Annotated in this window: 28 protein-coding genes; 3 read left to right on the forward strand and 25 right to left on the reverse strand. The window is 71.5% G+C overall.

From position 1 onward, the window contains the following. Positions 1-580, forward strand: a 580-nt coding sequence (locus ACWEQL_RS18375) for a hypothetical protein (protein WP_452151309.1), incomplete at its 5' end; no start/stop codon positions are given. Positions 581-636: 56 nt separating this feature from the next. Here ACWEQL_RS18375 and ACWEQL_RS18380 read toward each other — a convergent pair. The 5 genes from ACWEQL_RS18380 to ACWEQL_RS18400 all read right to left on the reverse strand — a co-directional run bounded on the left by ACWEQL_RS18380 (position 637) and on the right by ACWEQL_RS18400 (position 5,660). After that, positions 637-828 carry a hypothetical protein gene (locus ACWEQL_RS18380; RefSeq protein ID WP_452151310.1) on the reverse strand — a complete coding sequence of 64 codons (192 nt, stop codon included), beginning with the start codon at positions 826-828 and terminating at the stop codon, positions 637-639. Between the two features lie 124 nt (positions 829-952). After that, complete coding sequence (gene tsaE / locus ACWEQL_RS18385; protein ID WP_452151311.1) at positions 953-1,453, reverse strand: tRNA (adenosine(37)-N6)-threonylcarbamoyltransferase complex ATPase subunit type 1 TsaE; 501 nt, start codon at positions 1,451-1,453, stop codon at positions 953-955. Between the two features lie 205 nt (positions 1,454-1,658). Continuing rightward, a complete protein-coding gene (locus ACWEQL_RS18390; RefSeq protein WP_452151312.1) occupies positions 1,659-2,816 on the reverse strand; it encodes an alpha/beta fold hydrolase in 1,158 nt (385 codons plus the stop codon). Then, positions 2,813-4,018 (reverse strand): alanine racemase, encoded by a 1,206-nt coding sequence (gene alr, locus ACWEQL_RS18395; RefSeq protein WP_452151313.1) that lies wholly within the window; start codon positions 4,016-4,018, stop codon positions 2,813-2,815. Before alr ends, ACWEQL_RS18390 begins: the two co-directional genes overlap by 4 nt. 130 nt (positions 4,019-4,148) lie before the next feature. After that, entirely contained in the window at positions 4,149-5,660 is a 1,512-nt protein-coding gene (locus tag ACWEQL_RS18400; protein WP_452151314.1) for an NAD(P)H-hydrate dehydratase, read from the reverse strand. A gap of 239 nt (positions 5,661-5,899) precedes the next feature. On the opposite strand from ACWEQL_RS18400, the gene ACWEQL_RS18405 reads away from it, so the two are divergent. Then, positions 5,900-6,403 (forward strand): Uma2 family endonuclease, encoded by a 504-nt coding sequence (locus tag ACWEQL_RS18405; RefSeq protein ID WP_452151315.1) that lies wholly within the window; start codon positions 5,900-5,902, stop codon positions 6,401-6,403. Positions 6,404-6,447: 44 nt separating this feature from the next. On the opposite strand, the gene glmS is transcribed toward ACWEQL_RS18405, so the two are convergent. Beyond that, positions 6,448-8,304, reverse strand: coding sequence for a glutamine--fructose-6-phosphate transaminase (isomerizing) (gene glmS, locus ACWEQL_RS18410; RefSeq protein ID WP_452151316.1), 1,857 nt, complete (start codon positions 8,302-8,304; stop codon positions 6,448-6,450). 99 nt (positions 8,305-8,403) lie between these two features. Here glmS and coaA point away from each other — a divergent pair, with 99 nt between their 5' ends. Then, the gene (coaA, locus tag ACWEQL_RS18415) at positions 8,404-9,399 is read left to right on the forward strand and encodes a type I pantothenate kinase (protein ID WP_452151317.1); all 996 of its coding nucleotides are present in this window, start codon (positions 8,404-8,406) and stop codon (positions 9,397-9,399) included. Positions 9,400-9,482: 83 nt separating this feature from the next. Here coaA and glmM read toward each other — a convergent pair whose 3' ends face one another. From glmM to rplR, 19 genes are all read right to left on the reverse strand, one after another. After that, entirely contained in the window at positions 9,483-10,847 is a 1,365-nt protein-coding gene (glmM, locus tag ACWEQL_RS18420) for a phosphoglucosamine mutase (RefSeq protein ID WP_452151318.1), read from the reverse strand. A gap of 168 nt (positions 10,848-11,015) precedes the next feature. After that, positions 11,016-11,519, reverse strand: a complete 504-nt coding sequence (gene rpsI, locus ACWEQL_RS18425) for a 30S ribosomal protein S9 (RefSeq protein WP_452151319.1) — start codon at positions 11,517-11,519, stop codon at positions 11,016-11,018. A 46-nt stretch (positions 11,520-11,565) separates the two neighbouring features. Further along, the gene (gene rplM, locus ACWEQL_RS18430) at positions 11,566-12,009 is read right to left on the reverse strand and encodes a 50S ribosomal protein L13 (protein WP_030055846.1); all 444 of its coding nucleotides are present in this window, start codon (positions 12,007-12,009) and stop codon (positions 11,566-11,568) included. 233 nt (positions 12,010-12,242) lie between these two features. Further along, positions 12,243-13,901, reverse strand: a complete 1,659-nt coding sequence (locus tag ACWEQL_RS18435) for an ABC-F family ATP-binding cassette domain-containing protein (protein WP_452151320.1) — start codon at positions 13,899-13,901, stop codon at positions 12,243-12,245. A 102-nt stretch (positions 13,902-14,003) separates the two neighbouring features. Beyond that, positions 14,004-14,915 (reverse strand): tRNA pseudouridine(38-40) synthase TruA, encoded by a 912-nt coding sequence (truA, locus tag ACWEQL_RS18440; RefSeq protein ID WP_452151321.1) that lies wholly within the window; start codon positions 14,913-14,915, stop codon positions 14,004-14,006. Between the two features lie 118 nt (positions 14,916-15,033). Beyond that, the gene (rplQ, locus tag ACWEQL_RS18445) at positions 15,034-15,510 is read right to left on the reverse strand and encodes a 50S ribosomal protein L17 (RefSeq protein ID WP_452151322.1); all 477 of its coding nucleotides are present in this window, start codon (positions 15,508-15,510) and stop codon (positions 15,034-15,036) included. 126 nt (positions 15,511-15,636) lie between these two features. Then, positions 15,637-16,659: a DNA-directed RNA polymerase subunit alpha gene (locus ACWEQL_RS18450; RefSeq protein WP_030232516.1), complete on the reverse strand. Its 1,023-nt coding sequence runs from the start codon at positions 16,657-16,659 to the stop codon at positions 15,637-15,639. 140 nt (positions 16,660-16,799) lie between these two features. Next, positions 16,800-17,207 carry a 30S ribosomal protein S11 gene (gene rpsK / locus ACWEQL_RS18455; protein ID WP_014136257.1) on the reverse strand — a complete coding sequence of 136 codons (408 nt, stop codon included), beginning with the start codon at positions 17,205-17,207 and terminating at the stop codon, positions 16,800-16,802. A 72-nt stretch (positions 17,208-17,279) separates the two neighbouring features. Beyond that, positions 17,280-17,660 (reverse strand): 30S ribosomal protein S13, encoded by a 381-nt coding sequence (gene rpsM / locus ACWEQL_RS18460; RefSeq protein WP_188306769.1) that lies wholly within the window; start codon positions 17,658-17,660, stop codon positions 17,280-17,282. 172 nt (positions 17,661-17,832) lie between these two features. Then, positions 17,833-17,946, reverse strand: a complete 114-nt coding sequence (rpmJ, locus tag ACWEQL_RS18465) for a 50S ribosomal protein L36 (protein WP_003956441.1) — start codon at positions 17,944-17,946, stop codon at positions 17,833-17,835. Between the two features lie 34 nt (positions 17,947-17,980). Next, positions 17,981-18,202, reverse strand: a complete 222-nt coding sequence (infA, locus tag ACWEQL_RS18470; protein WP_003956442.1) for a translation initiation factor IF-1 — start codon at positions 18,200-18,202, stop codon at positions 17,981-17,983. A 181-nt stretch (positions 18,203-18,383) separates the two neighbouring features. Continuing rightward, entirely contained in the window at positions 18,384-18,809 is a 426-nt protein-coding gene (mscL, locus tag ACWEQL_RS18475; RefSeq protein WP_452151323.1) for a large conductance mechanosensitive channel protein MscL, read from the reverse strand. A gap of 141 nt (positions 18,810-18,950) precedes the next feature. Next, on the reverse strand, positions 18,951-19,790 hold the full coding sequence (map, locus tag ACWEQL_RS18480; RefSeq protein WP_452151342.1) for a type I methionyl aminopeptidase: 840 nt from the start codon (positions 19,788-19,790) through the stop codon (positions 18,951-18,953). 128 nt (positions 19,791-19,918) lie between these two features. Continuing rightward, a complete protein-coding gene (locus ACWEQL_RS18485) occupies positions 19,919-20,572 on the reverse strand; it encodes an adenylate kinase (protein ID WP_452151324.1) in 654 nt (217 codons plus the stop codon). Beyond that, positions 20,572-21,882 carry a preprotein translocase subunit SecY gene (gene secY / locus ACWEQL_RS18490; protein ID WP_452151325.1) on the reverse strand — a complete coding sequence of 437 codons (1,311 nt, stop codon included), beginning with the start codon at positions 21,880-21,882 and terminating at the stop codon, positions 20,572-20,574. The genes ACWEQL_RS18485 and secY overlap by 1 nt, the downstream gene beginning before the upstream one ends. Before the next feature lie 302 nt (positions 21,883-22,184). Next, positions 22,185-22,637 carry a 50S ribosomal protein L15 gene (rplO, locus tag ACWEQL_RS18495; protein WP_255752515.1) on the reverse strand — a complete coding sequence of 151 codons (453 nt, stop codon included), beginning with the start codon at positions 22,635-22,637 and terminating at the stop codon, positions 22,185-22,187. 2 nt (positions 22,638-22,639) lie between these two features. Next, complete coding sequence (rpmD, locus tag ACWEQL_RS18500; RefSeq protein ID WP_030055835.1) at positions 22,640-22,822, reverse strand: 50S ribosomal protein L30; 183 nt, start codon at positions 22,820-22,822, stop codon at positions 22,640-22,642. Continuing rightward, positions 22,822-23,445 (reverse strand): 30S ribosomal protein S5, encoded by a 624-nt coding sequence (gene rpsE, locus ACWEQL_RS18505; RefSeq protein WP_030055834.1) that lies wholly within the window; start codon positions 23,443-23,445, stop codon positions 22,822-22,824. The genes rpmD and rpsE overlap by 1 nt, the downstream gene beginning before the upstream one ends. 48 nt (positions 23,446-23,493) lie before the next feature. Then, positions 23,494-23,877 (reverse strand): 50S ribosomal protein L18, encoded by a 384-nt coding sequence (gene rplR, locus ACWEQL_RS18510; protein ID WP_030280785.1) that lies wholly within the window; start codon positions 23,875-23,877, stop codon positions 23,494-23,496.

Here is a 23,877-nt window from a genome sequence, read left to right on the forward strand (position 1 = left end):
CCTGGCGATGGTCAGCCTGCTGGCCTTCCAGGCGAACGGCGCGCAGGAGCGCGCGGGCGGCCCCCGGCCGAGCGCCGCCGCCGGCTCCGCCTCCGAGGGCCCGGCCACCACCACGGCCCCGGCCGCCCCGGCCACCCCGACCGTGCCGCCGCTGCCCGCCAACTCCGGCACCGGCCTGCGGGTGGTGTACTCGGCCGGCAGCCACTACGTCTGGCTGGTCGACCCGAAGAAGAACCCGCAGGTGGTCGCGGCCTTCGCGGTCACCCCCGGCACCGTGGAACCCAACCCGGGCAGCTACCCGGTGTACAGCCGCACCCCCGCCACCACCGGCACCGACGGCCGCAGGATCGAGCACGTGGTGCGGTTCGTCCAGCAGAACGGCGTGGTCTTCGGCTTCAGCGCGCTCGTCGACCCGGTCACCCCGGCCCCCACGCCGAGCGGCACGGCCCAGGGCACCGCGAGCGCCACGCCCAAGTCCGACCCCAAGGGCAAGACCGGGGGCATCCGCAGCACCCGCCAGGACGGCCAGCTGCTCTGGGACTTCGCGCCCAACGGCACCCGGGTGGTCGTGATCCCCTGACCCCGCGCGGGCCCGGCCCGCGGGCACGACCCGAAGGGGAGCGAGGACCGCCGGGCTCAGGCCGCCCGCGGGGTGACGTGCGACGGGTCGGGGTCGGACCGCTCCGGCCCGGGCGGGGTGGACACCGCCTCGGCGGCCGCGCACGCGGCCAGCAGCGCCCGCATCTGCGTGCCCTGCGCGGCACGGACGGGCTCTCCGGCCCGGGCGTCGCGCGGCGCGCGCTCCGGGGCGGGGGTGGTGCTCGACATGGCGCCTCCCTAGTTAGGCAGACCTAACCGCAGCACCCATCCCACCACGCCCGGCACCCCGCCCGCAACACTTGCCGACAGCCTGTCGGCAAAACCGTCGGCACCTCCGGCCGGCCGCACGCCCCTACGCCAGCACCGCCAGGTCCACGCCGTCCCAGCGCGGGCCGAGACCGGTGAGCGAGACCCGGCGCGGGTCCAGGTCGGCGTCGGCGTCGGCCTCCTCGCCGAGGGCGCGCTCGATCCGCACCTCCAGCCGGTCCTCGGAGAGGCGCTCGACCTTGCCCTCGCCCCACTCGACCACCACCACCGACTCCGGCAGCGAGACGTCCAGGTCGAGGTCCTCCATCTCGTCGAGGTCCCCGCCCAGCCGGTACGCGTCCACGTGCACCAGGGCCGGGCCGCCGACCAACGAGGGGTGCACCCGGGCGATCACGAAGGTCGGCGAGGTGACCGCGCCCCGGACCTCCAGGCCCTCCCCCAGCCCGCGGGTCAGCGTGGTCTTCCCGGCCCCCAGCTCGCCCGAGAGCAGCACCAGGTCCCCCGGCCGCAGCAGCGCGGCCAGCTCCCGGCCGAGCCGGCCCATCCGCTCGGGGGTGGCGACGGTGAGAGTGGCGTGCGAGCCCATGCGCGTGTCATGCCCTTCGGTCCGTACGGCGGGTGCCGACCGCCGGCACCGCCCCCGCTACGGTGCCACATCCGCGCCCGGCCGTGCTCCGGGCACCGCTCCGCCCTCCGCTCCGCCCGCCCGCCCGCGGACGGCGCACGCCGGTGGGCCGGGCCCGTCCGGACGGGCGGTGGCCCCTCGCCGGAGCCACCGGAGCCACCGGGCGTCAGTCGGCGGCGCGTTCGCGCGGGGCCGGGGGCGGCGGGGCCGCGTCGCGGTGGCGGGCGGCCTGCTCCAGGAGGTCGGCCAGGCAGCGGTCGACCAGATCCGGGCGTTCCAGCATCACCAGGTGCCCGGCGTCCTCGACCAGCACCAGTTCGGCGCCGGGCAGCCGTTCGGCGATCGCCTCGCTGTGCCCGGGCGGGGTGAGCAGGTCCTTCGTCCCCGCCAGCACCAGGGTCGGGATGCCGCGCAGGGCGCCCAGGGCGGCGTGCTTGTCGTGCGCGGCGAAGACCGGGTAGAACTCGGCGACCACGTCGATCGGGGTGGCGTCCAGCAGCTGCTCGGCGAAGCGGGCCACGCCCGGGTCGACGTCCTTGCCGCCGAAGGAGAACCGCCGGTACAGCACCGCGGCCAGGTCGGCGCCGAACCGCCGGGTCGCCTCGACCAGCTCGACCTGGCGCCCCAGCAGCCGGACCATCCCCGGCGCGACCTTGCGCAGCAGCCGGGCGCCCACCGCCGGCAGGCCGAGGGTCACCGCGTCCCAGTCGCCCGCCAGGGTCCCGATCAGCGCCACCCCGGCCACCCGGTCGTGGAACAGCCCGGGGCGGCGGTCGGCCAGCGCCATCACCGTCATGCCGCCCATCGAGTGCCCGACCAGGACCACCGGGCCGCTCGGCGCGACCGTGTCGAGCACCGCCTCCAGGTCCCCGCCGAGCTCGTCGATGCTGGCCGGGCCGCCGGCCAGGTAGGAGCGGGAGCGCTCGGAGCGGCCGTGGCTGCGCTGGTCCCAGAAGACCGTCCGCACCTCGCCGCGCAGCGCCGCCCGCTGGAAGTGCCAGCTGTCCTGGTTGAGGCAGTAGCCGTGGCAGAACACCACCGTGAGCGGCTCCGGTTCCCCGGGGCCGGCCGGTTCCCGGGCCTCGTCCACCTCGACGTACAGCTCGGTGCCGTCCGGGGCGGCCACCGTGCGCGGGCGTCCGCGCAGCGAGCCGTACGGCGCGTTGGCGTCCAGCTCGGCGCGGGCCCGGCGGCGCATCGCCCGGCCGACGGTCAGGCGTTCGATCGCCACCCCGGCGGCGGCGCCGGCCGCGACCACGCCGACCGAGATCCCGATCAGCCCCGCCCGGCTCACCCCGGACGAGCCCCCGGCCTCCCCGCTCATGCCCCGGGGTCCCCGGCGGCCGGGGCGAGGCCGCCGACGTACCGGCGCGGCACCCGGGCGCCGATCCGGGTCACGATCTCGTACGAGATGGTGCCGCAGGCGCGGCCCCAGTCCTCGGCGGTCGGCTCGCCGTGCTCGCCGCTGCCGAACAGCAGCACCTCCTCGCCGACCGGCGGCGTCTCCCCGCCGAGGTCGACCACGAACTGGTCCATCGCCACCCGGCCGGCCACCGTGCGCCACTTGCCCGCGATCTGCACCGGGCCGACCCCGCTGGCGTGCCGGGGGACGCCGTCCGCGTAGCCGACCGGGACCAGACCGAGCGTCGTCGGGCCGGGGGTGACGTAGTGGTGGCCGTAGCTCACCCCGTGGCCGCCCGGGACATGCTTGACCAGCGCCAGCCGGGCGGTCAGCGACATCACCGGGCGCAGCCCGAAGTCGGCCGGCGTGCCGACCTCCGGCACCGGCGAGAGCCCGTACATCGCCAGCCCGGTGCGCACCAGGTCGAAGTGGGACTCGGGCAGCAGCAGGGTCGCCGGGGAGTTGGCCATGTGCCGGACCTCGGGGCGCACCCCGGCGGCCTCGGCGTGGGCCAGGGCGGCGGCGAAGGAGTCCAGCTGGGCGCGGATGGAGGGGTGGCCCGGCTCGTCCGCGGCCGCGAAGTGCGACCAGACGCCGACCACCCGCAGCAGGCCCTCGGCCTCGGCGTGGCGGGCGGCGGCGACCAGAGCGGGCCAGTCGTGCGGCTGGCAGCCGTTGCGGCCGAGGCCGGTGTCGGCCTTCAGGTGCACCCGGGCCGGCACCCCGGTCTCCCGGACGGCGGCCAGCAGTTCGTCCAGCGCCCAGTGGGCGCTGACGGAGATGTCGACGTCCGCGAGCAGCGCCTCGCGCCACGGGCCGCCCGGCGTCCACAGCCAGCAGAGCACCCGGGCCTGCTCCGGCCGGATGCCGCCGGCGCGCAGGGCGAGCGCCTCCTCGGGCGTGGCCGTGCCGATCCAGCCGATGCCCGCGGCGACCGCCTCACGGGCACACCGGAGGGCGCCGTGGCCGTAGCCGTCCGCCTTGACCGTGGCCATCACCGCCGCGCGCCCGACGCGCTCGCGCAGCGCGTCCAGGTTGCCGCGCAGGGCGGCCAGATCGATGGTCGCCTCGGCCCGTTCGCCGTCGGTGAGGGTGGCCGTGCCGGTCGTGTTCGCAGTTGTCATCAGGGTCAGTCTCCCAGACGTCCCGAGGTCCCCGCCGTACGCCCCGTCGGCGCGGCGCCCCGGCGCCCTTGGTGACGGCCCCGCGCGCCGGGCGTCGGACCTGCCGACTTCCGGTGCGAAGGGGCCTGGCTCAGCCTTCGTCCTCCCCCGCGTCGGAGCGTACGTCCCGCCACACCCCGGGCAGTGCACCGGCCACCTCCATGGCGGTCGCCGGGGCCCCCGCCGGGCCGCGGGCGCCGGCCGCCCGCCGGCCGGCCAGGCCGTGCAGGTAGGCGGCGGCGCAGGCCGCGTCCAGCGGCGGCAGACCCGCGGCGAGCAGCGAGCCGGCCAGGCCGGCCAGCACGTCGCCGCTGCCGGCGGTGGCCAGCCAGGGGGTGCCGGTGGGGTTCACCCGGACCGTCCCCGCCGGGTCGGCGATCACCGTGGTCGAGCCCTTGAGCAGCACGGTCGCCCGGTACGCGGCGGCCAGCCGGCGCGCGGTGGCCAGCCGGGCGGCGGCCGGCCCGTCGGCGGACGGCGGCGCCGACCCGTCCACGCCCGCCAGCAGCCGGGCCGCCTCCCCGGTGTGCGGGGTGAGCAGCGTCGGCGCCGTCCGCCCGGCCAGCGCCCGGGGCCCCAGCCGGGCCAGCTCGGTGAGCCCGTCGGCGTCCACCAGCACCGGGACGTCGGCCGCCAGCGCCTCCGCCAGCGACTGCCGCGCCCCCTCGCCGCCGCCCGGTCCGACCACCCAGGCCTGCACCCGCCCGGCCCCGGCCGGCCCGCCCTCGGTGACCAGCGTCTCCGGGAACCGCCGCACCACCTCCTCGGCCGCCGAGCCGACGTACCGCACCGCGCCCGCACCGCCGCGCAGCGCCCCGGCCACCGCCAGCAGCGCCGCCCCCGGGTAGCGCGCCGAGCCCGCCGCGACGCCGACCACGCCCCGCCGGTACTTGTCGCTCTCGGCGGACGGCACCGGCAGCAGCGCCGCCACGTCCGCGTGCCCCGGCGCCGAGACCCCGGCCTCGGGCAGCTCCAGGCCGATCCCCACCAGCCGGACCACCCCCGCGTAGGAGGCCCCCGGGTCGATCAGCAGCCCCGGCTTGTACGTGCCGAAGCAGACCGTCACGTCCGCCCGCAGCGCCTCGCCGGCCACCTCCCCGGTGTCGGCGTCCACCCCGCTCGGCACGTCCACGGCCACCAGCGTCCCGCGCCGCGCGGCCCGGGCGTACGGCAGCGCCGCCGGCCGCAGCCCGCCGCGGCCGCCGATGCCGACGATGCCGTCCAGCACCAGGTCCGCGCGCGAGAAGTCGGCCAGGCCGACCTCCTGGTCCGCGACCCCGTCCACCACCCGCCCGTGCGCCGCCCGCAGGGCCGCGAGGCCTCCGGCGTGGGCGCGCCCGGGCGCCAGCAGCACCGCGGTGACCCGGGCCCCGCGCCGGGCCAGCGCCGCTCCGGCGTACAGGGCGTCACCCCCGTTGTCACCGCTGCCCGCGAGCACCACCACCCGGCTCCCGGTCACCCGGCCGCGACGGCCCTTCAGCAGCCCGGCGCAGGTGACGGCCAGCCCGGTGGCGGCCCGTTGCATCAGGGTGCCCTCGGGCAGCCGGGCCATCAGCGCGGCCTCGGCGGCCCGGACCTGGTCGACACGGTGAGCGTTGCGCATGACGGGACCCCTGCCTGACGACGGTGGACGACGACCACCGCCGACGCTACGCGACCGGCCTCCCCCCGGGGCCCGTGGCCTTGCGGCACACTTTCGGGTGACACCCACGTCGATCCCCCACCGGCTCCGGTCCGCACGCCTAACCTGGCGCCCGGCACGGACCAGCAGGAGGGAGAAGGGCCATGGTCGCCATGCCGGCAGTCGAACCGCCCGCGCCCGGAGGCGAGGACCTCCTCCAGATGTTCCTGGCGCTGGACACCCCGCCGGGTTACAGGGCGGAGCTCATCGAGGGGGAGATCGTCGTGACACCGCCACCGGACGGAAACCATGAGTCCGCGTTCGCGTTCGTCAACCGACAGTTGCTCCGTGACGCGGAGATCGATGTCCACGTCTCCGGGACGAAGGGGCTGATCACGCCCGGCGGGAGGTTCGTCCCGGACGGTACGGTGTGCCCGGTCGGTTGGCTCAAGAACGCCGAGCCGTGGGCGGACCCGTCCGGGGTGCTCCTGGTTTTCGAGGTCACCTCCACCAATCCGCACAAGGACCGGGTACAGAAGCGACGCGGCTATGCCGCTGCGGGCATCCCGTGCTACCTGCTGGTGGACCGCGGAGAAGGCTTGGTCACGCTCTTCACCCAGCTGGTGGAGGGCGACTACACCGACGCCACCCGGGTGCCGTTCGGCGAACCGCTCGACCTGCCGGCGCCGTTCTCGTTCAAACTCGACACCGGGCCCCTGCGGTAGGACGCAGCCACCGCGGGGGCCCGGAGTGAGGGAGGGGTCGAGGACTACTCGACGGTGACCGACTTGGCCAGGTTGCGCGGCTGGTCGACCTCGTGGCCCTTGGCCGTGGCGAGCTCGCAGGCGAAGACCTGCAGCGGCACGGTGGAGACCAGCGGCTGGAGCAGCGTCGGCGTGGCCGGGATGCGGATCAGGTGGTCGGCGTACGGCACGACCGCCTCGTCGCCCTCCTCGGCGATCACGATGGTGCGCGCGCCGCGGGCCCGGATCTCCTGGATGTTGGAGACGATCTTGTCGTGCAGGATCGAGCGGCCGCGCGGCGAGGGCACCACGACGACGACCGGCAGGCCGTCCTCGATCAGCGCGATCGGGCCGTGCTTCAGCTCGCCGGCCGCGAAGCCCTCGGCGTGCATGTACGCGAGCTCCTTGAGCTTCAGCGCGCCCTCCAGGGCGACCGGGAAGCCCACGTGGCGGCCCAGGAACAGCACCGAACGGGCGTCCGCCAGGGAGCGGGCCAGCTCGCGCACCGGCTCCATGGTCTCCAGGACCTGCTCGATGTGCTTGGGCGCGTCGCCGAGCTCCTTGATGACGGCGAAGATCTCGTCGCCCCACTTGGTGCCGCGGACCTGGCCCAGGTACAGCGCCACCAGGTAGCAGGCCACCAGCTGGGTCAGGAACGCCTTGGTCGAGGCGACCGCGACCTCCGGGCCGGCGTGGGTGTACAGCACCGCGTCCGACTCGCGCGGGATGGTGGAGCCGTTGGTGTTGCAGATCGCCAGCACCTTGGCGCCCTGCTCGCGGGCGTGGCGCAGGGCCATCAGGGTGTCCATGGTCTCGCCGGACTGCGAGATCGCGATGACCAGGGTGCGCTCGTCCAGGATCGGGTCGCGGTAGCGGAACTCCGAGGCGACCTCGACCTCGCAGGGGATGCGGGTCCAGTGCTCGATCGCGTACTTGGCGATCATGCCGGCGTGGAAGGCGGTGCCGCAGGCGACGATGACGACCTTGTCGACCGAGCGCAGGTCCGCGTCCGAGATCCGCAGCTCGTCCAGGGTCAGCCGGCCGTCGGTGCCGATCCGGCCGAGCAGGGTGTCGGCGACGGCCTTCGGCTGCTCGGCGATCTCCTTGAGCATGAAGTAGTCGTAGCCGCCCTTCTCGGCGGCCGAGGCGTCCCAGTCGACGTGGTACTCGCGCACGTCCGCCGGGGTGCCGTCGAAGTTGGTCACCGTGACGACGTCGCGGCGCAGCTCGACGACCTGGTCCTGGCCCAGCTCGATGGCCTCGCGGGTGTGCGAGATGAACGCGGCGACGTCCGAGGCGAGGAAGTTCTCGCCCTCGCCGCGGCCGACGACCAGCGGCGAGTTGCGGCGCGCGCCGACCACCACGTCGGGGGCGTCGGCGTGCACGGCGACCAGCGTGAAGGCACCGTCGAGGCGGCGGCAGACGATCCGCATGGCCTCGGCGAGGTCGCCCTCGTACACCTCGCCCAGCAGGTGGGCGACGACCTCGGTGTCGGTCTCGGAGCGCAGGGTGTGGCCGCGCTCGGCGATCTCCGCCCGCAGCTGGGCGAAGTTCTCGATGATGCCGTTGTGGACCACCGCGACCCGGACGGCGTCGTCCAGGTGCGGGTGGGCGTTGGCGTCCGTCGGGCCGCCGTGGGTGGCCCAGCGGGTGTGGCCGATGCCGGTGGTGCCGCCGGGGAGAGGGGCCTCGGCGAGCGACTTCTCAAGGTTGGCGAGCTTGCCCGCCCGCTTGTCGGTGACCAGACTCCACTGCCCGTCGGAGTCCTGGGTCTGCACCGCGACACCGGCCGAGTCGTAGCCCCGGTACTCCAGTCGCTGCAGACCTGCGATTACTACATCGAGCGCGGGCTGCGAGCCCACGTATCCAACGATTCCGCACATGCGTGCCAGCATAAGGCCGCTCCGGGGGCCCCAATCGCCCGCTTCGTCCACAGTGCGTGACCGAAACCACAAGGACCGTGAACGCCGCTACGGCCCACAATGGAGCATGTGCTGACCGAACTCTGTACGCGGGGCGCCGCCACGCCCGGCCCGTCGCCGTCCCCCTACGTGGACCTCAGCCGGGCGGAGTGGAGCGCGCTGCGCGAGCGAACGCCGCTGCCGCTCAGCGCCGACGAGGTGGAGCGGCTGCGGGGCCTCGGCACCGCCCTCGACCTGGACGAGGTGCGGGACGTCTACCTGCCGCTGTCCCGGCTGCTGAACCTCTACATCCACGCCACGCACGACCTGCGCGGCGCGCTGGGCACCTTCCTGGACACGCCCGACACCGAGCGCACCCGGACCCCGTTCATCATCGGGGTGGCCGGCTCGGTGGCGGTCGGCAAGTCCACCACGGCCCGGCTGCTGCAGGCCCTGCTGGCCCGCTGGCCCGAGCACCCCCGGGTCGAACTCGTCACCACGGACGGCTTCCTGCTGCCCAACGCCGAGTTGCGCCGCCGCGGCCTGATGGCCCGCAAGGGGTTCCCCGAGTCGTACGACCGCCGCGCGCTGATGCGCTTCGTCGCGGACGTGAAGGCCGGCAAGGAGCGGGTGACCGCGCCGGTCTACTCGCACCTGGTGTACGACATCGTGCCCGACGAGAAGCTCACCGTGGAGCGCCCGGACATCCTGATCGTCGAGGGCCTGAACGTCCTCCAGCCGGCCCTGCCCGGCACCGACGGGCGCACCCGGCTCGCGGTGGCCGACTACTTCGACTTCTCCATCTACGTCGACGCCCGCACCGACGACATCGAGAACTGGTACCTGAACCGCTTCCGCAAGCTGCGGCAGACCGCCTTCCAGGACCCGAACTCCTACTTCCGCCGCTTCACCGAGGTGCCGGAGGAGGAGGCGATGGAGTACGGCCGGCAGGTCTGGCGCACCATCAACAAGCCCAACCTGCTGGAGAACGTGCTGCCGACCCGGGGCCGGGCCACCCTGATCCTGCAGAAGGGTCAGGACCACAAGGTCCGCCGCGCACTGCTGCGCAAGCTCTGAGGGATCGTCCGCCGGACAGCCCGCGGGCCCCCGCCGTACGCGTCCGTACGACGGGGGCCCGCGGGTTCACCACGGCCCGGGCGTCAGCCCAGGTGGGTGCGGACCGCCTCGGCCAGCCGCTGCGCGACCGTCTCGGCCTGCGCCTCGTCGGCGGCCTCGACCATGACCCGCACCAGCGGCTCGGTGCCGGAGGGGCGCAGCAGCACCCGGCCGGTGGAGCCGAGCTCGGCCTCGGCCGCGGCGACCGCCCCGGCCAGGCCCTCGCTGGTCCGCACCCGGCTCTTGTCCACGCCCTTGACGTTGATCAGCACCTGCGGCAGCCGGGTCATCACGGCGGCCAGGTCGGCCAGCGGCTGCTTGGTGGCGGCCAGCCGGGCGCCCAGCATCAGGCCGGTGAGGGTGCCGTCGCCGGTGGTGGCGTGGTCCAGCAGGATCACGTGGCCGGACTGCTCGCCGCCCAGCGCGAAGCCGTGCTCCTTCATCGCCTCCAGCACGTAGCGGTCGCCGACGGCGGTCTCCACCAGGTCGATGCCCTCGCGCTCCATCGCCAGCTTGAAGCCCAGGTTGGACATCACGGTGGCGACCGCGGTGTTGCGGCGCAGGGTGCCGGCCTCCTTCATGGCGACGGCCAGGATCGCGATGATCTGGTCGCCGTCCACCTCGTCGCCGACGGCGTCGGCGGCCAGGCAGCGGTCGGCGTCGCCGTCCAGGGCGATGCCCAGGTCGGCCTGGAACTCCTTCATCGTGGCGCGCAGCCGGTCCAGGTGGGTGGAGCCGACGCCGTCGTTGATGTTGAGGCCGGTGGGCTCCGTCCCCAGGGTGTGGACGACCTCGGCGCCGGCCCGGGCGAAGGCCTCGGGGGCGACCCGGGCGGCCGCGCCGTGCGCGCCGTCGATGACGACCCGGATGCCGTCCAGGCGGTTGGGGAGCACCCCGATCAGGTGGGCGACGTACTTGTCGAAGCCCTCGGTGTACTCGCGGACGCGGCCGACCGCGGCACCGGTGGGGCGCTTCCAGTCCTCACTGCCGACCGAGTAGGTGCGGTAGTGCGCCTCGATGGCGTCCTCGATCCGGTCGTCCAGCTTGTGGCCGCCGCGGGCGAGGAACTTGATGCCGTTGTCGGGCATGGCGTTGTGGCTCGCGGAGAGCATCACACCGAAGTCGGCGCCGAGCGCACCGGTGAGGTACGCCACCGCCGGGGTGGGCAGCACACCGACCCGCAGCACGTCGACGCCGGCGCTCGCCAGGCCCGCGATGACCGCGGCCTCCAGGAACTCGCCGGAGGCCCGGGGGTCGCGTCCGACCACGGCGACCGGGCGGTGGTCGTCGAACGCCCCCGCCTCACCGAGCACGTGCGCCGCCGCCACCGACAGGCCGAGCGCCAGCTCCGCCGTCAGCCCCTCGTTGGCCACACCACGTACGCCGTCCGTACCGAAGAGTCGTCCCACTGTCCCGTCCTCACATCGCCGCTGCTGCTGGCAGTAATCTGATCGATTCCCCGGCCACCGCACAACGGCCGGGGAGCACGACGCCCCGGAGTACACGAGGTACTCCGGGGCGTGGGAGCGCATCCAGGGGTGTGCACCACCAGGGCGGTACGCACCCCTGGGGCGCAATTAGCGCTTGCTGTACTGCGGCGCCTTGCGGGCCTTCTTCAGACCGGCCTTCTTGCGCTCGACGGCGCGGGCGTCACGGGTCAGGAAGCCGGCCTTCTTGAGGGCGCCGCGGTTGTTGTCCACGTCGGCCTCGTTCAGGGCACGGGCCACGCCGAGGCGCAGCGCGTAGGCCTGGCCGGAGACGCCGCCACCCGAGATGCGGGCGACGATGTCGTAACGGCCGTCGAGCTCCAGCAGCTTGAAGGGCTCGTTCACGGTCTGCTGGTGCACCTTGTTGGGGAAGTAGTCCTCAAGGGTGCGACCGTTGATCTTCCACTGGCCGGTGCCGGGGACGATGCGCACGCGGGCGATCGCCTCCTTGCGACGGCCCAGGCCGGCGCCCGGGACGGCCTCGCCGAAGCGGCCGGCCAGCGACTCGGAGGTGTAGCTCTCCTCGGAGGTGTACTCGCCCTCGACGACGGTCTCGTCGAAGTCGACCTCAAGGGTTTCAGTGGTCTCGGCCACGGTGTTCCTCAGCTCTTTTCAGTGATGGGGGGCTTGGTGGCCGGGATTACTGCGCGACCTGGGTGATCTCGAACGGCACCGGCTGCTGGGCAGCGTGGGGGTGCTGGTCGCCCGAGTAGACCTTCAGCTTCGAGAGCATCTGACGGCCCAGGCTGTTCTTGGGGATCATGCCCTTGATGGCCTTCTCGACGGCCTTCTCCGGGTTGTTCGCCAGGAGGTCGTCGTAGCGGACCGAGCGGAGACCGCCCGGGAAGCCGCTGTGGCGGTACGCCAGCTTCTGGGTCTTCTTGTTGCCCGAGAGGTGCACCTTGTCGGCGTTGATGATGATGACGAAGTCACCAGTGTCAACGTGCGGCGCGTAGATCGCCTTGTGCTTGCCCCGGAGGAGGTTGGCGGCCTGGGAGGCCAGGCGGCCGAGCACGACGTCGGTCGCGTCGATGACGTGCCACTGACGCTGGACGTCGCCGGGCTTGGGGCTGTACGTACGCACGGTCGTAGCCTTCGCTTTTCAGTGAGTGAGTCCTGACAGGAGCACCCGGACGAGGGATCGGCCCGGACCGCCTTGGACGCAATTCAAGGGGGACCGCCGGTCGTCGACCTGGTATCTCCGGCGTACCGACCTCTCACGTGAGATAGAGCGAGCCAATACGCACAACAAGCACCCAGACTACCGGGCGGCTCCGGGCGGGTCAAAAACGCCGCCCGGAGCCGCCCGGCGGACGGTCAGCGCTCGCGCTCGACGCGCGACACGTCCCAGACCGGCTCGGGCGACTCGTAGACCCTGCCGTCCGCGCCGAACACCAGGAAGCGGTCGAAGGTGCGGGCGAACCAGCGGTCGTGGGTCACGCAGAGCACCGTGCCCTCGAAGGCCTCCAGACCGGCCTGCAGCGCCTCGGCGCTCTCCAGGTCCAGGTTGTCGGTCGGCTCGTCGAGCAACAGGGCGGTCACGCCGGAGAGTTCGAGCTTGAGGATCATCAGCCGGGCCTGCTGTCCACCGGACAGCGACTCGAACTTCTGCTCCTCCTGGCGGTCCAGTTCGTACCGGCGCAGCACGCCCATCGCCGCCCCGCGGCTGAGCGCGTGCTCCTCCTCGATGATCGAGCGCACGGTGCGCCCGAACAGCTCGGGATGGGCGTGGGTCTGGCGGAAGTGGCCGGGCACCACCCGGGCGCCGAGCTTCCAGCCGCCGGTGTGCGCGACGGTGTCGTCCCCGGCGAGCAGCCGCAGGAAGTGCGACTTGCCGGAGCCGTTGGAGCCGAGCACGCCGATCCGCTCGCCGTAGAAGACCTCCAGGTCGAACGGCTGCATCAGGCCGGTGAGTTCCAGCCGCTCCATGGTGAAGGCCCGGACGCCGGTGCGCCCGCCCTTGAGCCGCATGGTGATGCTCTGCTCGCGCGGCGGCTCCTCCGGCCGGCCGGCCTCCTCGAACTTCTTCAGCCGGGTCTGGGCTGCCGCGTAGCGGGTGGCCAGCGCGTGGCTGACCGAGGCCGCCTGGCGCAGCGTGACCACCAGCTTCTTCAGCTTGGCGTGCTCCTCGTCCCAGCGGCGGCCGAGCTCCTCGAAGCGCGCGAAGCGGTCCTTGCGGGCCTCGTGGAAGGAGTCGAAGCCGCCGCCGTGCACCCAGACGCTGCTGCCGGCCGCGCCCGACTCGACGCTGATGATCTTCTGCGCGGTGCAGGAGAGCAGCTCGCGGTCGTGGGAGATGTACAGCACGGTCTTGGAGGTGGCCTTGATGGTCTCCTCCAGCCAGCGCTTGCCGGGGACGTCCAGGTAGTTGTCCGGCTCGTCCAGCAGCAGCACCTCCTCCGGGCCGCGGAACAGCGCCTCCAGGACGAGCCGCTTCTGCTCGCCCCCGGAGAGGGTGTTCAGCCCGCGCCACTGCGCCTTGTCGAAGGGCACGCCGAGGGCCGCCATGGTGCAGACGTCCCAGTCGGTCTCGTAGTCGTAGCCGCCGACGTCCGCCCAGTCGGAGAGCGCCTGGGCGTACGCCATCTGGGTCTTCTCGTCGTCCTGGGCGATCATCGCCAGCTCCGCCGCGTCCACCGCGCGGGCCGCGACCGCGATCCGCTCGGGGGCGACCGAGACCAGCAGGTCGCGGACCGAGGCGTCGGCGGGCAGCGCGCCCGGCGTCTCCTTCTGGTCCTCGCGGCCGGTGGTGCCCACGAACTGGCGCATCACGCCGAGCCCGCCGCTGATGGTCACCGAGCCGCCGTGCGGCTGGATGTCGCCCGCGATCATGCGCAGCAGGGTGGTCTTGCCGGCGCCGTTGGCGCCCACCAGGGCGACCGCGGCGCCCTCGCCCACCCGGAAGGACGCGTCGTCGAACAACACCCGCCCGTCCGGCAGGTAGTACTCAAGGTGTGAAATCTCGACGTGTCCCATGGGTGCGATTGTCCCAAGCCGCGCCCACAGGCCCAAACGGATTAGGGCCCGTCTTCAAATCCCCGTCGTCCGCCCGGCCGGCGGGGATTTGAAGACGGGTCCTCAGCCCTGGGGCTGCGGCTGCCCGGGCAGCGTGCGCATCCGGCGGGCCTGCCGGTTGCGTTCCGCGAGCTGGTCGTCGGCCGGGTAGCCGACCTCCTCCAGCGTCAGCCCGTACGGCCGGATGACGTTGACGGCGGAGTTGCGCACCCCGCCGGCCAGCACCTCGCCGGGGAACTCCACCGGCCGGTGCCCGTCGCCGACCAGCAGCATCGCGCCGACCAGCGCCCGGACCATGTTGTGGCAGAAGGCGTCGGCCCGGACGGTGGCGACCGCCAGCGAGCCCTCCTGGGCGGCGTAGGCGTCCACCGGCACGCGGTCCCAGTGCAGCTCCAGCAGGGTGCGGATGGTGGTGGCGCCCTCGCGCTTCTTGCAGTACGCGGCGAAGTCGTGCTCGCCGAGCAGCAGCTTCGCGGCCTCGTTCATCCGGTCGACGTCCAGCGGCCGGTCGTGCCACAGGACGTGCCCGCGCAGCAGCGGGTCGACCCCGCCGGGGTGGTCGGCCACCCGGTAGGCGTACCGGCGCCAGATCGCGGAGAAGCGCGCGTCGAAGCCCGCGGGGGCCTCGCCCACCCGGTAGATCCGGACGTCGCCGGGCAGCCGGCCCGCCAGCCGGCGCAGCAGCTTCTCGCCGTGGACGGCCCACAGCTCCCGCGGCAGGTCCACGTGGGCGACCTGGCCGCGCGCGTGCACCCCGGCGTCGGTGCGGCCGGCCACGGTCAGCGGGTAGGGCTCGGAGCTGCGGGTGACGATCTGGAGCGCGCTCTCGATCTCCTCCTGCACCGTGCGGCGCCCGCGCTGACGGGCCCAGCCGGAGAACTCGGCGCCCTGGTAGGCGAGGTCCAGCCGGATCCGGACGTACCCGTCGGCCGGGCCGTCCTTCACGGGGGGCTGCTCGGCGCAGTCGGTTGCCACTTCTACTCCCTCGGGGAACGGGCCGCGGGTCACCGGGACCTGGCCCCGGGCTCGGGTACGGGAACGGGCCCGCTCCCCCAACGGGTGGGGAAGCGGGCCCGCGGGACACCTAGGGGTGTCAGGCCTGCTCGGCGGCCTCGGCCTCGTCGGCCTTGGTCTCCTCGGCCTTGACCTCGGCCTCCTTGACCGCGCGCTTGGTGGCGGCCTCGGCCTCACCCACGGCGGTCTGCGCGACGGTCAGCGCCTCGACCAGCTCGATCACGGCCATCGGGGCGTTGTCGCCACGACGGGGACCGATCTTGGTGATACGGGTGTAGCCACCCGGGCGGTTCTCGTAGCGCGGGGCGATCTCGGTGAAGAGGGTGTGCAGCACCGACACGTCGGTGATGGTCTTGCGCACCAGGCGACGGTTGTGGATGTCGCCCTTCTTCGCCTTGGTGATCAGCTTCTCCGCCAGCGGGCGCATCCGACGGGCCTTGGCCTCGGTCGTGGTGATGCGGCCGTACTGGAACAGCTCCCGGCACAGACCGGCGAGCAGCAGCGGCTCGTGGTGCGGGCCGCCGCCGAGGCGGGCACCCTTGGTGGGACGCGGCATGGGATTACTCCTCGAATCTCCGACTGCGGCCGTATCAGGTACCGCAGCGGGCGTACGGGCACTGTGCCCGTACGGCTTCTCATGAGGGCGGGGGCGGCCTCGCGGGCCGCCCCCGCCGTCAAACTCCTAGTACTGCTCGGTCTCCGCGTAACCCGCGTCGTCCAGGTCGTCGGCGCCGAAGGCGTCGGCGGCGGCGGTCGGGTCGAACCCGGGCGGGCTGTCCTTGAGCGCCAGGCCCATGCCGGCCAGCTTCGCCTTGACCTCGTCGATCGACTTCGCACCGAAGTTGCGGATGTCGAGCAGGTCGGCCTCGGAGCGGGCGACGAGCTCACCCACGGTGTGGATGCCCTCGCGCTTGAGGCAGTTGTACGACCGAACGGTGAGCTCCAGCTCCTCGATCGGCAGCGCCAGGTCGGCGGCCAGGGCGGCGTCCGTCGGGGACGGGCCCATGTCGATGCCCTCGGCGTCGATGTTCAGCTCGCGGGCGAGACCGAACAGCTCCACCAGGGTCTTGCCGGCCGAGGCCATGGCGTCACGCGGGCGCATGGCGGGCTTGGTCTCGACGTCGACGATCAGCTTGTCGAAGTCGGTCCGCTGCTCGACTCGGGTGGCCTCGACCTTGTAGGTGACCTTCAGCACGGGGCTGTAGATCGAGTCGACCGGGATGCGGCCGATCTCCTGGCCGGAGGCCTTGTTCTGCACGGCGGAGACGTAGCCGCGACCGCGCTCGACGGTCAGCTCCATCTCCAGCTTGCCCTTGCCGTTCAGGGTGGCGAGGACCAGCTCGGGGTTGTGCACCTCGACACCGGCCGGGGGCGCGATGTCGGCGGCGGTGACCACACCCGGGCCCTGCTTGCGCAGGTACATCACGACCGGCTCGTCGTGCTCCGAGGAGACGACCAGCTGCTTGATGTTGAGGATGAGGTCGGTGACGTCCTCCTTGACGCCCGGCACGGTGGTGAACTCGTGCAGGACGCCGTCGACGCGGATGCTGGTGACAGCGGCACCCGGGATCGACGACAGGAGCGTACGGCGAAGGGAGTTGCCGAGGGTGTAGCCGAAGCCCGGCTCCAGCGGCTCGATCACGAACCGCGAGCGGAATTCGTCGACGACCTCTTCGGTCAGCGAGGGACGCTGAGCGATCAGCATGAGAGGTGTTCCTCCAGTTGTCTTCGGCACCCACTATTTGATGCCGACAGGACCAAGCGTACGGGCTCCTGCGAAGAACAGGAGCCCGTACCAGGTTTCAAGCGACCTGCGCGCCCGGACGCCCCCTCAGGGGCACCGGGTCAGACGCGGCGGCGCTTCGGCGGACGGCAGCCGTTGTGCGGGGTGGGGGTGACGTCCTGGATCGAGCCGACCTCCAGGCCGGTGGCCTGGAGCGAACGGATCGCGGTCTCGCGGCCGGAGCCCGGACCCTTCACGAAGACGTCGACCTTGCGCATGCCGTGCTCCTGCGCGCGACGGGCAGCGGCCTCGGCGGCCATCTGCGCGGCGAACGGGGTGGACTTGCGCGAGCCCTTGAAGCCGACGTGGCCGGCGGAGGCCCAGGAGATCACGTTGCCCGAGGGGTCGGTGATCGAGACGATCGTGTTGTTGAACGTGCTCTTGATGTGCGCGTGGCCGTGAGCGACGTTCTTCTTTTCCTTGCGGCGGATCTTCTTCGCGCCGGCAGCCTGACGACCCTTGGGGGGCATAAGTCTGTTCTCCTACTGAGGTGGTCGGTCCGCTGACCCGCGGGCCGGAGGGATGTCCGGTTACGGGACGGACTACTTCTTGCCCGGCTTCTTCTTACCGGCGATCGCGCGACGCGGGCCCTTGCGGGTACGCGCGTTGGTGTGGGTGCGCTGGCCGCGGACCGGCAGGCCACGGCGGTGACGCAGACCCTCGTAGCAGCCGATCTCGACCTTGCGGCGGATGTCGGCGGCCACCTCACGGCGGAGGTCACCCTCGACCGTGTAGTTGGCGTCGATGTACTGGCTCAGCTTGACGAGGTCGTCCTCGGAGATGTCGCGAACGCGGACATCCGGGTTGACGCCGGTCTCGGCCAGGGTCTGCTGGGCGCGGGTACGGCCGATGCCGTACACGTAGGTGAGGGCGATCTCGATCCGCTTCTCACGGGGGAGATCAACGCCGGCGAGGCGTGCCATTCAAGGCTCCTGTGCTTCTTCAGAGGTCTTGCGTGCCGCCTACTCCGACACCTCACGGTGAGGGAGCCCCGGCCTCTGACCGGGGGTGGCAGTCCTTCCGGTGGAAGGATCGGGCGACCCGCTTATGACGTTTTCGCGTCGCGCGAAGGTACTACGAGAAATGCTGGAGAGATCAGCCCTGGCGCTGCTTGTGGCGCAGGTTGTCGCAGATCACCATGACCCGGCCGTGGCGGCGGATCACCTTGCACTTGTCGCAGATCTTCTTGACGCTCGGCTTGACCTTCATGACTCAGGTTCTCCGGGGTCTAGATCTGACGGGATTACTTGTATCGGTAGACGATCCGGCCCCTGGTCAGGTCGTAGGGGCTGAGCTCCACCACGACCCGGTCGTCCGGGAGGATGCGGATGTAGTGCATGCGCATCTTGCCGCTGATGTGCGCGAGGACCTTGTGACCGTTCTGCAGCTCGACCTTGAACATCGCGTTCGGAAGAGACTCGATCACGGTGCCCTCGATCTCAATGGCGCCTTGCTTCTTAGCCATGAACTGCGAGATCCACCCTTCGGGTCCGGCTACCGTATGCGGAACGCTCGTGCGAACCAGGCTTCACCTCGACCTGCCGGTCGAGGGCGTGCCGAAACACGCTACGAGTGAGCCGACGCACCATCGTAAACCAAGCACCGCGCCGGAGCGAAATCAGGCCCCCGTCGCGCGGTGCGGGCGGTCAGAGACGCGCGGTGACGACCAGCGGCTCGACCTGGGCGGTGCAGGCCGAGCAGCGGCGGGCCGCCTCGGGGATCTCGGTCAGGCACTCGGGGCAGGGGCGCTTGGGGGTCTTCGGCTTCTTCGGCAGGTACTTCGCGGTGGCCTTGGTCACCGGCAGGACGATGCAGAAGTAGAGCACCGCGGCGGTCATGAGGAACGCGATCAGCACGTTCAGGAACTGGCCGTACGGGAAGGTGACGCCCGCCACCGTGAAGGCGTACTTGCTGAAGTCGCCGGCCGCGCCGACCACCACGCCGACCAGCGGGGTGAGGAACGCCGACACGAAGCCGGTCACCACCCCGGTGAAGGCCGCACCGATGACCACACCGACGGCCATGTCGATCACGTTGCCGCGCATCATGAAGTCGCGGAAACCCTTGAGCACTGCTGTCTCCCTCGCATCGAAGTCACTCGAAGCCACTGCCAGCCGATAAAAATAGGACAAAAGCCCTGGAGGTCCAAACCTCCAGGGCTTCGGCGCCCTGCCGGCCGTACGGGTGGTCCCGGACCGCGGGCGAAGAAACGATTAGCCGAGCGGGTCCGGCGCGGCGGTGATCCCGAGCTTCGCCAGGGCCTCCTTGCCGCCGTCGAAGGCGGTCAGCACCAGCGGGCCCTGCTCGGTGACGGCCACCGAGTGCTCCCAGTGCGAGGCCCAGGTGCCGTCGTTGGTCACCACGGTCCAGTCGTCCTCCAGGACGCTGGTGTGCGGGGTGCCCAGCGAGACCATCGGCTCGATCGCCAGGACGGTGCCCGGGATCAGCTTGGGGCCCTTGCCGCGGCCGCGCTCGACGTAGTTCAGCACGTGCGGCTCCATGTGCATCGCGGTGCCGATGCCGTGGCCGCCGTACCCCTCGGTGATGCCCCACTTGCCCTTGGGCGGCAGCGGCTGGCGCCGGATGTAGCCCTCGATCGCCTTGGAGACGTCGACCAGCCGGTTGCCCTTCTTCATCTGGGCGATGCCGGCCCACATCGAGCCCTCGGTGACCCGGCTCAGCATCTCGACCTCGGGACGCACCTCGCCGACCGCCACCGTGATGGCCGCGTCGCCGTGCCAGCCGTCCAGGATCGCGCCGCAGTCGATGGAGATCAGGTCGCCCTCCTGGAGCACCCGCTCGCCGGGGATGCCGTGCACGACCTCGTTGTTCACCGAGGCGCAGATCACGCCCGGGAACCAGAGGCCGCCGTGGTGGGCGCGGAAGTTCGAGGTGGCGCCGTGCTCGGTGATCACCTTGTCGGCGACGTCGTTGATCTCCTGGGTGGTCACCCCCGGGGCCACCGCCGCGCGGCACGCCTTGAGCGCCTCGGCGACGACCAGCCCGGCCGCTCGCATCTTCGCGATCTGCTCGGGGGTCTTGATCTCCACCATCTGGGTCACGCCTTCCTGGGTCCTCCACCCGGTCCTTGCCGGGCGGCCGTGCACTCGTTCCACCGTACGACGCCGTACGGCCGCGCCGCCCCGGCGGGGGCGGCGCGGCCGTACGGCGACGCTGTGGGTCAGCTGTCCTGCTTCAGCGCGGTGATCGCGCGCCGGGTGACCTCGTCCACCTTGCCCAGGGCCGGGATGGTCTCCAGGAGGCCCTGCTGGCGGTAGTAGTCGATGATCGGCTCGGTCTCCGTGTGGTAGACCTCCAGGCGGGTGCGAACCGCCTCCTCGGTGTCGTCCGAGCGCTGGTACAGCTCGCCGCCGCACTCGTCGCAGACGCCCTCGGCCTTCGGCGGGTTGTAGTCCACGTGGAACACGTGGCCGCCGTCCTTGCGGCAGAGGCGGCGTCCGGCGATGCGCTTGACGACCTCCTCCTCGGGGACCTCCAGGTCCAGCACGCCGTCCAGGGCGATGCCCTGCTCGGCGAGGAACTCGTCCAGCGCCTTGGCCTGGCCCAGGTTGCGGGGGAAGCCGTCCAGGAGGAAGCCGTTGGCGGCGTCGGCCTGGAGCATGCGGTCCTTGGCCATCCCGATGGTGACCTCGTCCGGCACCAGCCGGCCCGCGTCCATGTAGCTCTTGGCTTCGAGCCCCAGCGGGGTGCCCTGGCCGATGTTGGCGCGGAAGAGGTCGCCGGTGGAGATGTGGGGGATGGACAGGGTCTTGGCGAGCAGGTGCGCCTGAGTACCCTTCCCGGCCCCGGGAGGCCCGACGAGGACGATACGCATCAGCGGAGGAACCCTTCGTAATTGCGCTGCTGGAGCTGGCTCTCGATCTGCTTCACAGTTTCGAGTCCGACGCCGACGACGATGAGCACGCTGGTGCCGCCGAACGGGAAGTTGGTCTGCTGTCCGAAGGCGACCAGGGCGATCATCGGGATCAACGCGATCAGGCCCAGGTAGAGCGAACCCGGCCACGTGATGCGGGTGAGCACGTAGTTCAGGTACTCGGCCGTCGGCCGGCCGGCCCGGATGCCCGGGATGAACCCACCATACTTCTTCATATTGTCGGCAACTTCTTCGGGGTTGAAGGAGATGGCCACGTAGAAGAAGGCGAAGAAGACGATCAGCAGGAAGTAGGTCGCCATGTAGACCGGGTGGTCACCCTGGACGAAGTTGGTGCGGATCCAGTTCGCCCAGCCGGCCTGGCTGTTGGTCAGCTGTACCACCAGCGCCGGGATGTAGAGCAGCGACGAGGCGAAGATGACCGGGATGACACCGGCCTGGTTGACCTTGAGCGGGATGTAGGTCGAGGTACCGCCGAAGGCCCGGCGACCGATCATGCGCTTCGCGTACTGGACCGGGATCCGGCGCTGCGCCTGCTCGACGAAGATGACCAGCATCACAACGATGATGCCGACCGCGACGACGGAGAGGAACTCGACCCAGCCGCCACCGATGGTGCCGTTGACCTTGATGCCCCACATCGAGCCCGGGAAGCCGGCGGCGATCGAGGTGAAGATCAGGATGGACATGCCGTTGCCGATACCGCGGTCCGTGATCAGCTCGCCCAGCCACATGATGAACGTGGTGCCCGCGGTCATCGTGATGACCATGACGGCGATCGTGAAGATCGACTGGTTCGGGACGATCTGGTTGGCGTAGATGCAGTTCGAGAACAGCGCGCCGCTGGAGGCCGTCGCGATGATGCCGGTGCCCTGGAGCACGGCGAGCGCGATGGTGAGGTAGCGGGTGTACTGCGTGATCTTCGCCGTACCGGCCTGCCCCTCCTTCTTCAGTGCCTCCAGCCGCGGGATCACGACGGTGAGGAGCTGGAGGATGATGCTCGCCGTGATGTACGGCATGATGCCGAGGGCGAAGATCGTCAGCTGGAGGAGTGCGCCACCGCTGAAGAGGTTGACGAGCCCGAACAGGCCGCCGGTCTCGCTGACTTTCACGCACTCGTTGACGGCCTTGAAGTCCACCCCGGGTACGGGGACGTGCGAGCCCAGCCGGAACAGCACCATGATGCCCAGCGTGAACAGCAGCTTCTTGCGCAGGTCGGGCGTCTGGAACGCCCGCGCGAACGCACTGAGCACGGTGCCTCCTGCGCCTCCCGCGCGTCGTCGGCGGGAGGGTCGGTCCTGAATGGGGAGTTTTGCGGTTTCGGGCCCCCGTACGGACGGCACAGGCGAGCCTATGCGCAGCCTACAAGGGAACTCCACGGACTCTAACAGTGCGCAGCCACTCGAAAGAAGCGCGCACTGCCCCTCCCCCACTCAAGGGGTACGGGATGCCCGGATTTGCCACACAAAAGAACGAGGGCCGAAGGGCCCGGGAAACGCACGGGCCCCGCACCTCCGGAAAAGGAGGTGCGGGGCCCGTGTGAATGTCAGCGGGCTCAGACGAGCTCGGTGACGGTGCCGCCGGCGGCGGTGATCTTCTCGGCGGCGGAGCCGGAGACGGCGTCGACCGTCACCTGCAGCGCGACCGAGATCTCGCCGGTGCCGAGCACCTTGACGAGGGAGTTCTTGCGAACCGCGCCCTTCGCGACCAGGTCCTCGACCGTGACCTCGCCACCCTGCGGGTAGAGCTCGGCCAGCTTGTCGAGGTTGACGACCTGGAACGTGATCTTGAACGGGTTCTTGAAGCCCTTCAGCTTCGGCAGACGCATGTGGAGCGGCATCTGGCCACCCTCGAAGCGCTGCGGAACCTGGTAGCGGGCCTTGGTGCCCTTGGTACCACGACCGGCGGTCTTACCCTTGGAGCCCTCGCCACGACCCACGCGGATCTTGTCGGTCTTGGCACCCGGGGCGGGCCGCAGGTTGTGGATCTTGATCGGGTTGTCGCCCATGATCAGTCCACCTCCTCAACCGTCACCAGGTGACGGACCGTGTGGGCCATCCCGCGGATCTCGGGACGGTCCTCCTTCACCACGACGTCGTGCATGCGCTTCAGGCCGAGCGAACGCAGGGTGTCACGGTGGTTCTGCTTGCTGCCGATGTACGACTTGGTCTGCGTGATCTTGAGGCGAGCCATCAGGCGCTCACCCCAGCAGCACGAGCCCGCAGCAGGGCGGCGGGAGCCACGTCCTCCAGCGGCAGGCCACGACGGGCGGCGATCTCCTCGGGGCGCACGAGGCCCTTCAGAGCGGCCACGGTGGCGTGCACGATGTTGATCGCGTTGTCCGAGCCGAGCGACTTCGACAGGATGTCGTGGATGCCGGCGCACTCCAGGACGGCACGCACCGGGCCACCGGCGATAACACCGGTACCGGGGGCAGCCGGCTTCAGGAGCACGACGCCGGCGGCCTTCTCGCCCTGGATCGGGTGCGGGATGGTGCCCTGGATACGGGGGACCTTGAAGAAGTTCTTCTTGGCCTCCTCAACACCCTTGGCGATGGCGGCCGGAACCTCCTTCGCCTTCCCGTAGCCGACACCTACGGTGCCGTCACCGTCGCCCACCACGACCAGCGCGGTGAAGCTGAAACGACGACCACCCTTGACAACCTTGGCGACACGGTTGATCGCGACGACGCGCTCGACGTAAGCGGTCTTCTCGACGGCGGGGGCGTTACCCCGGTCGTCACGCTTACGGTCGCGCCGCTCGCCACCGCCGGTGCCGCCGCCGGCGCCGCTACCGCGGCGCTGGGGTCCAGCCATTGGAATTACCTCTCTCGATTACGTCCGTCGACTGAGCCGACGAGCGGCTTAGAAGTCGAGCCCGGCCTCACGGGCAGCATCGGCCAGAGCGGCGATGCGGCCGGCGTACCGGTTGCCCGCGCGGTCGAAGACGACCGACTCGATGCCGGCGGCCTTGGCGCGCTCGGCGACCAGGCTCCCGACCTTCTTGGCCAGCTCGGTCTTGTCGCCCTCGGCGCCCTTGATGGACACGTCGAGGGTGGACGCCGACGCCAGGGTGTGACCCTTGGCGTCGTCGATGACCTGGGCGACCATGTGACGGTTCGAGCGCGTCACGACGAGGCGCGGACGCACCTCGGTGCCGACGACGCGCTTGCGAACGCGGATCGCGCGGCGCTTGCGAGCGGCGCTCTTGTAGGCGTTGCCCTTGCCGATCTTGACAGAGACACTCAT

This window comes from Kitasatospora sp. NPDC004240 (assembly GCF_053603215.1).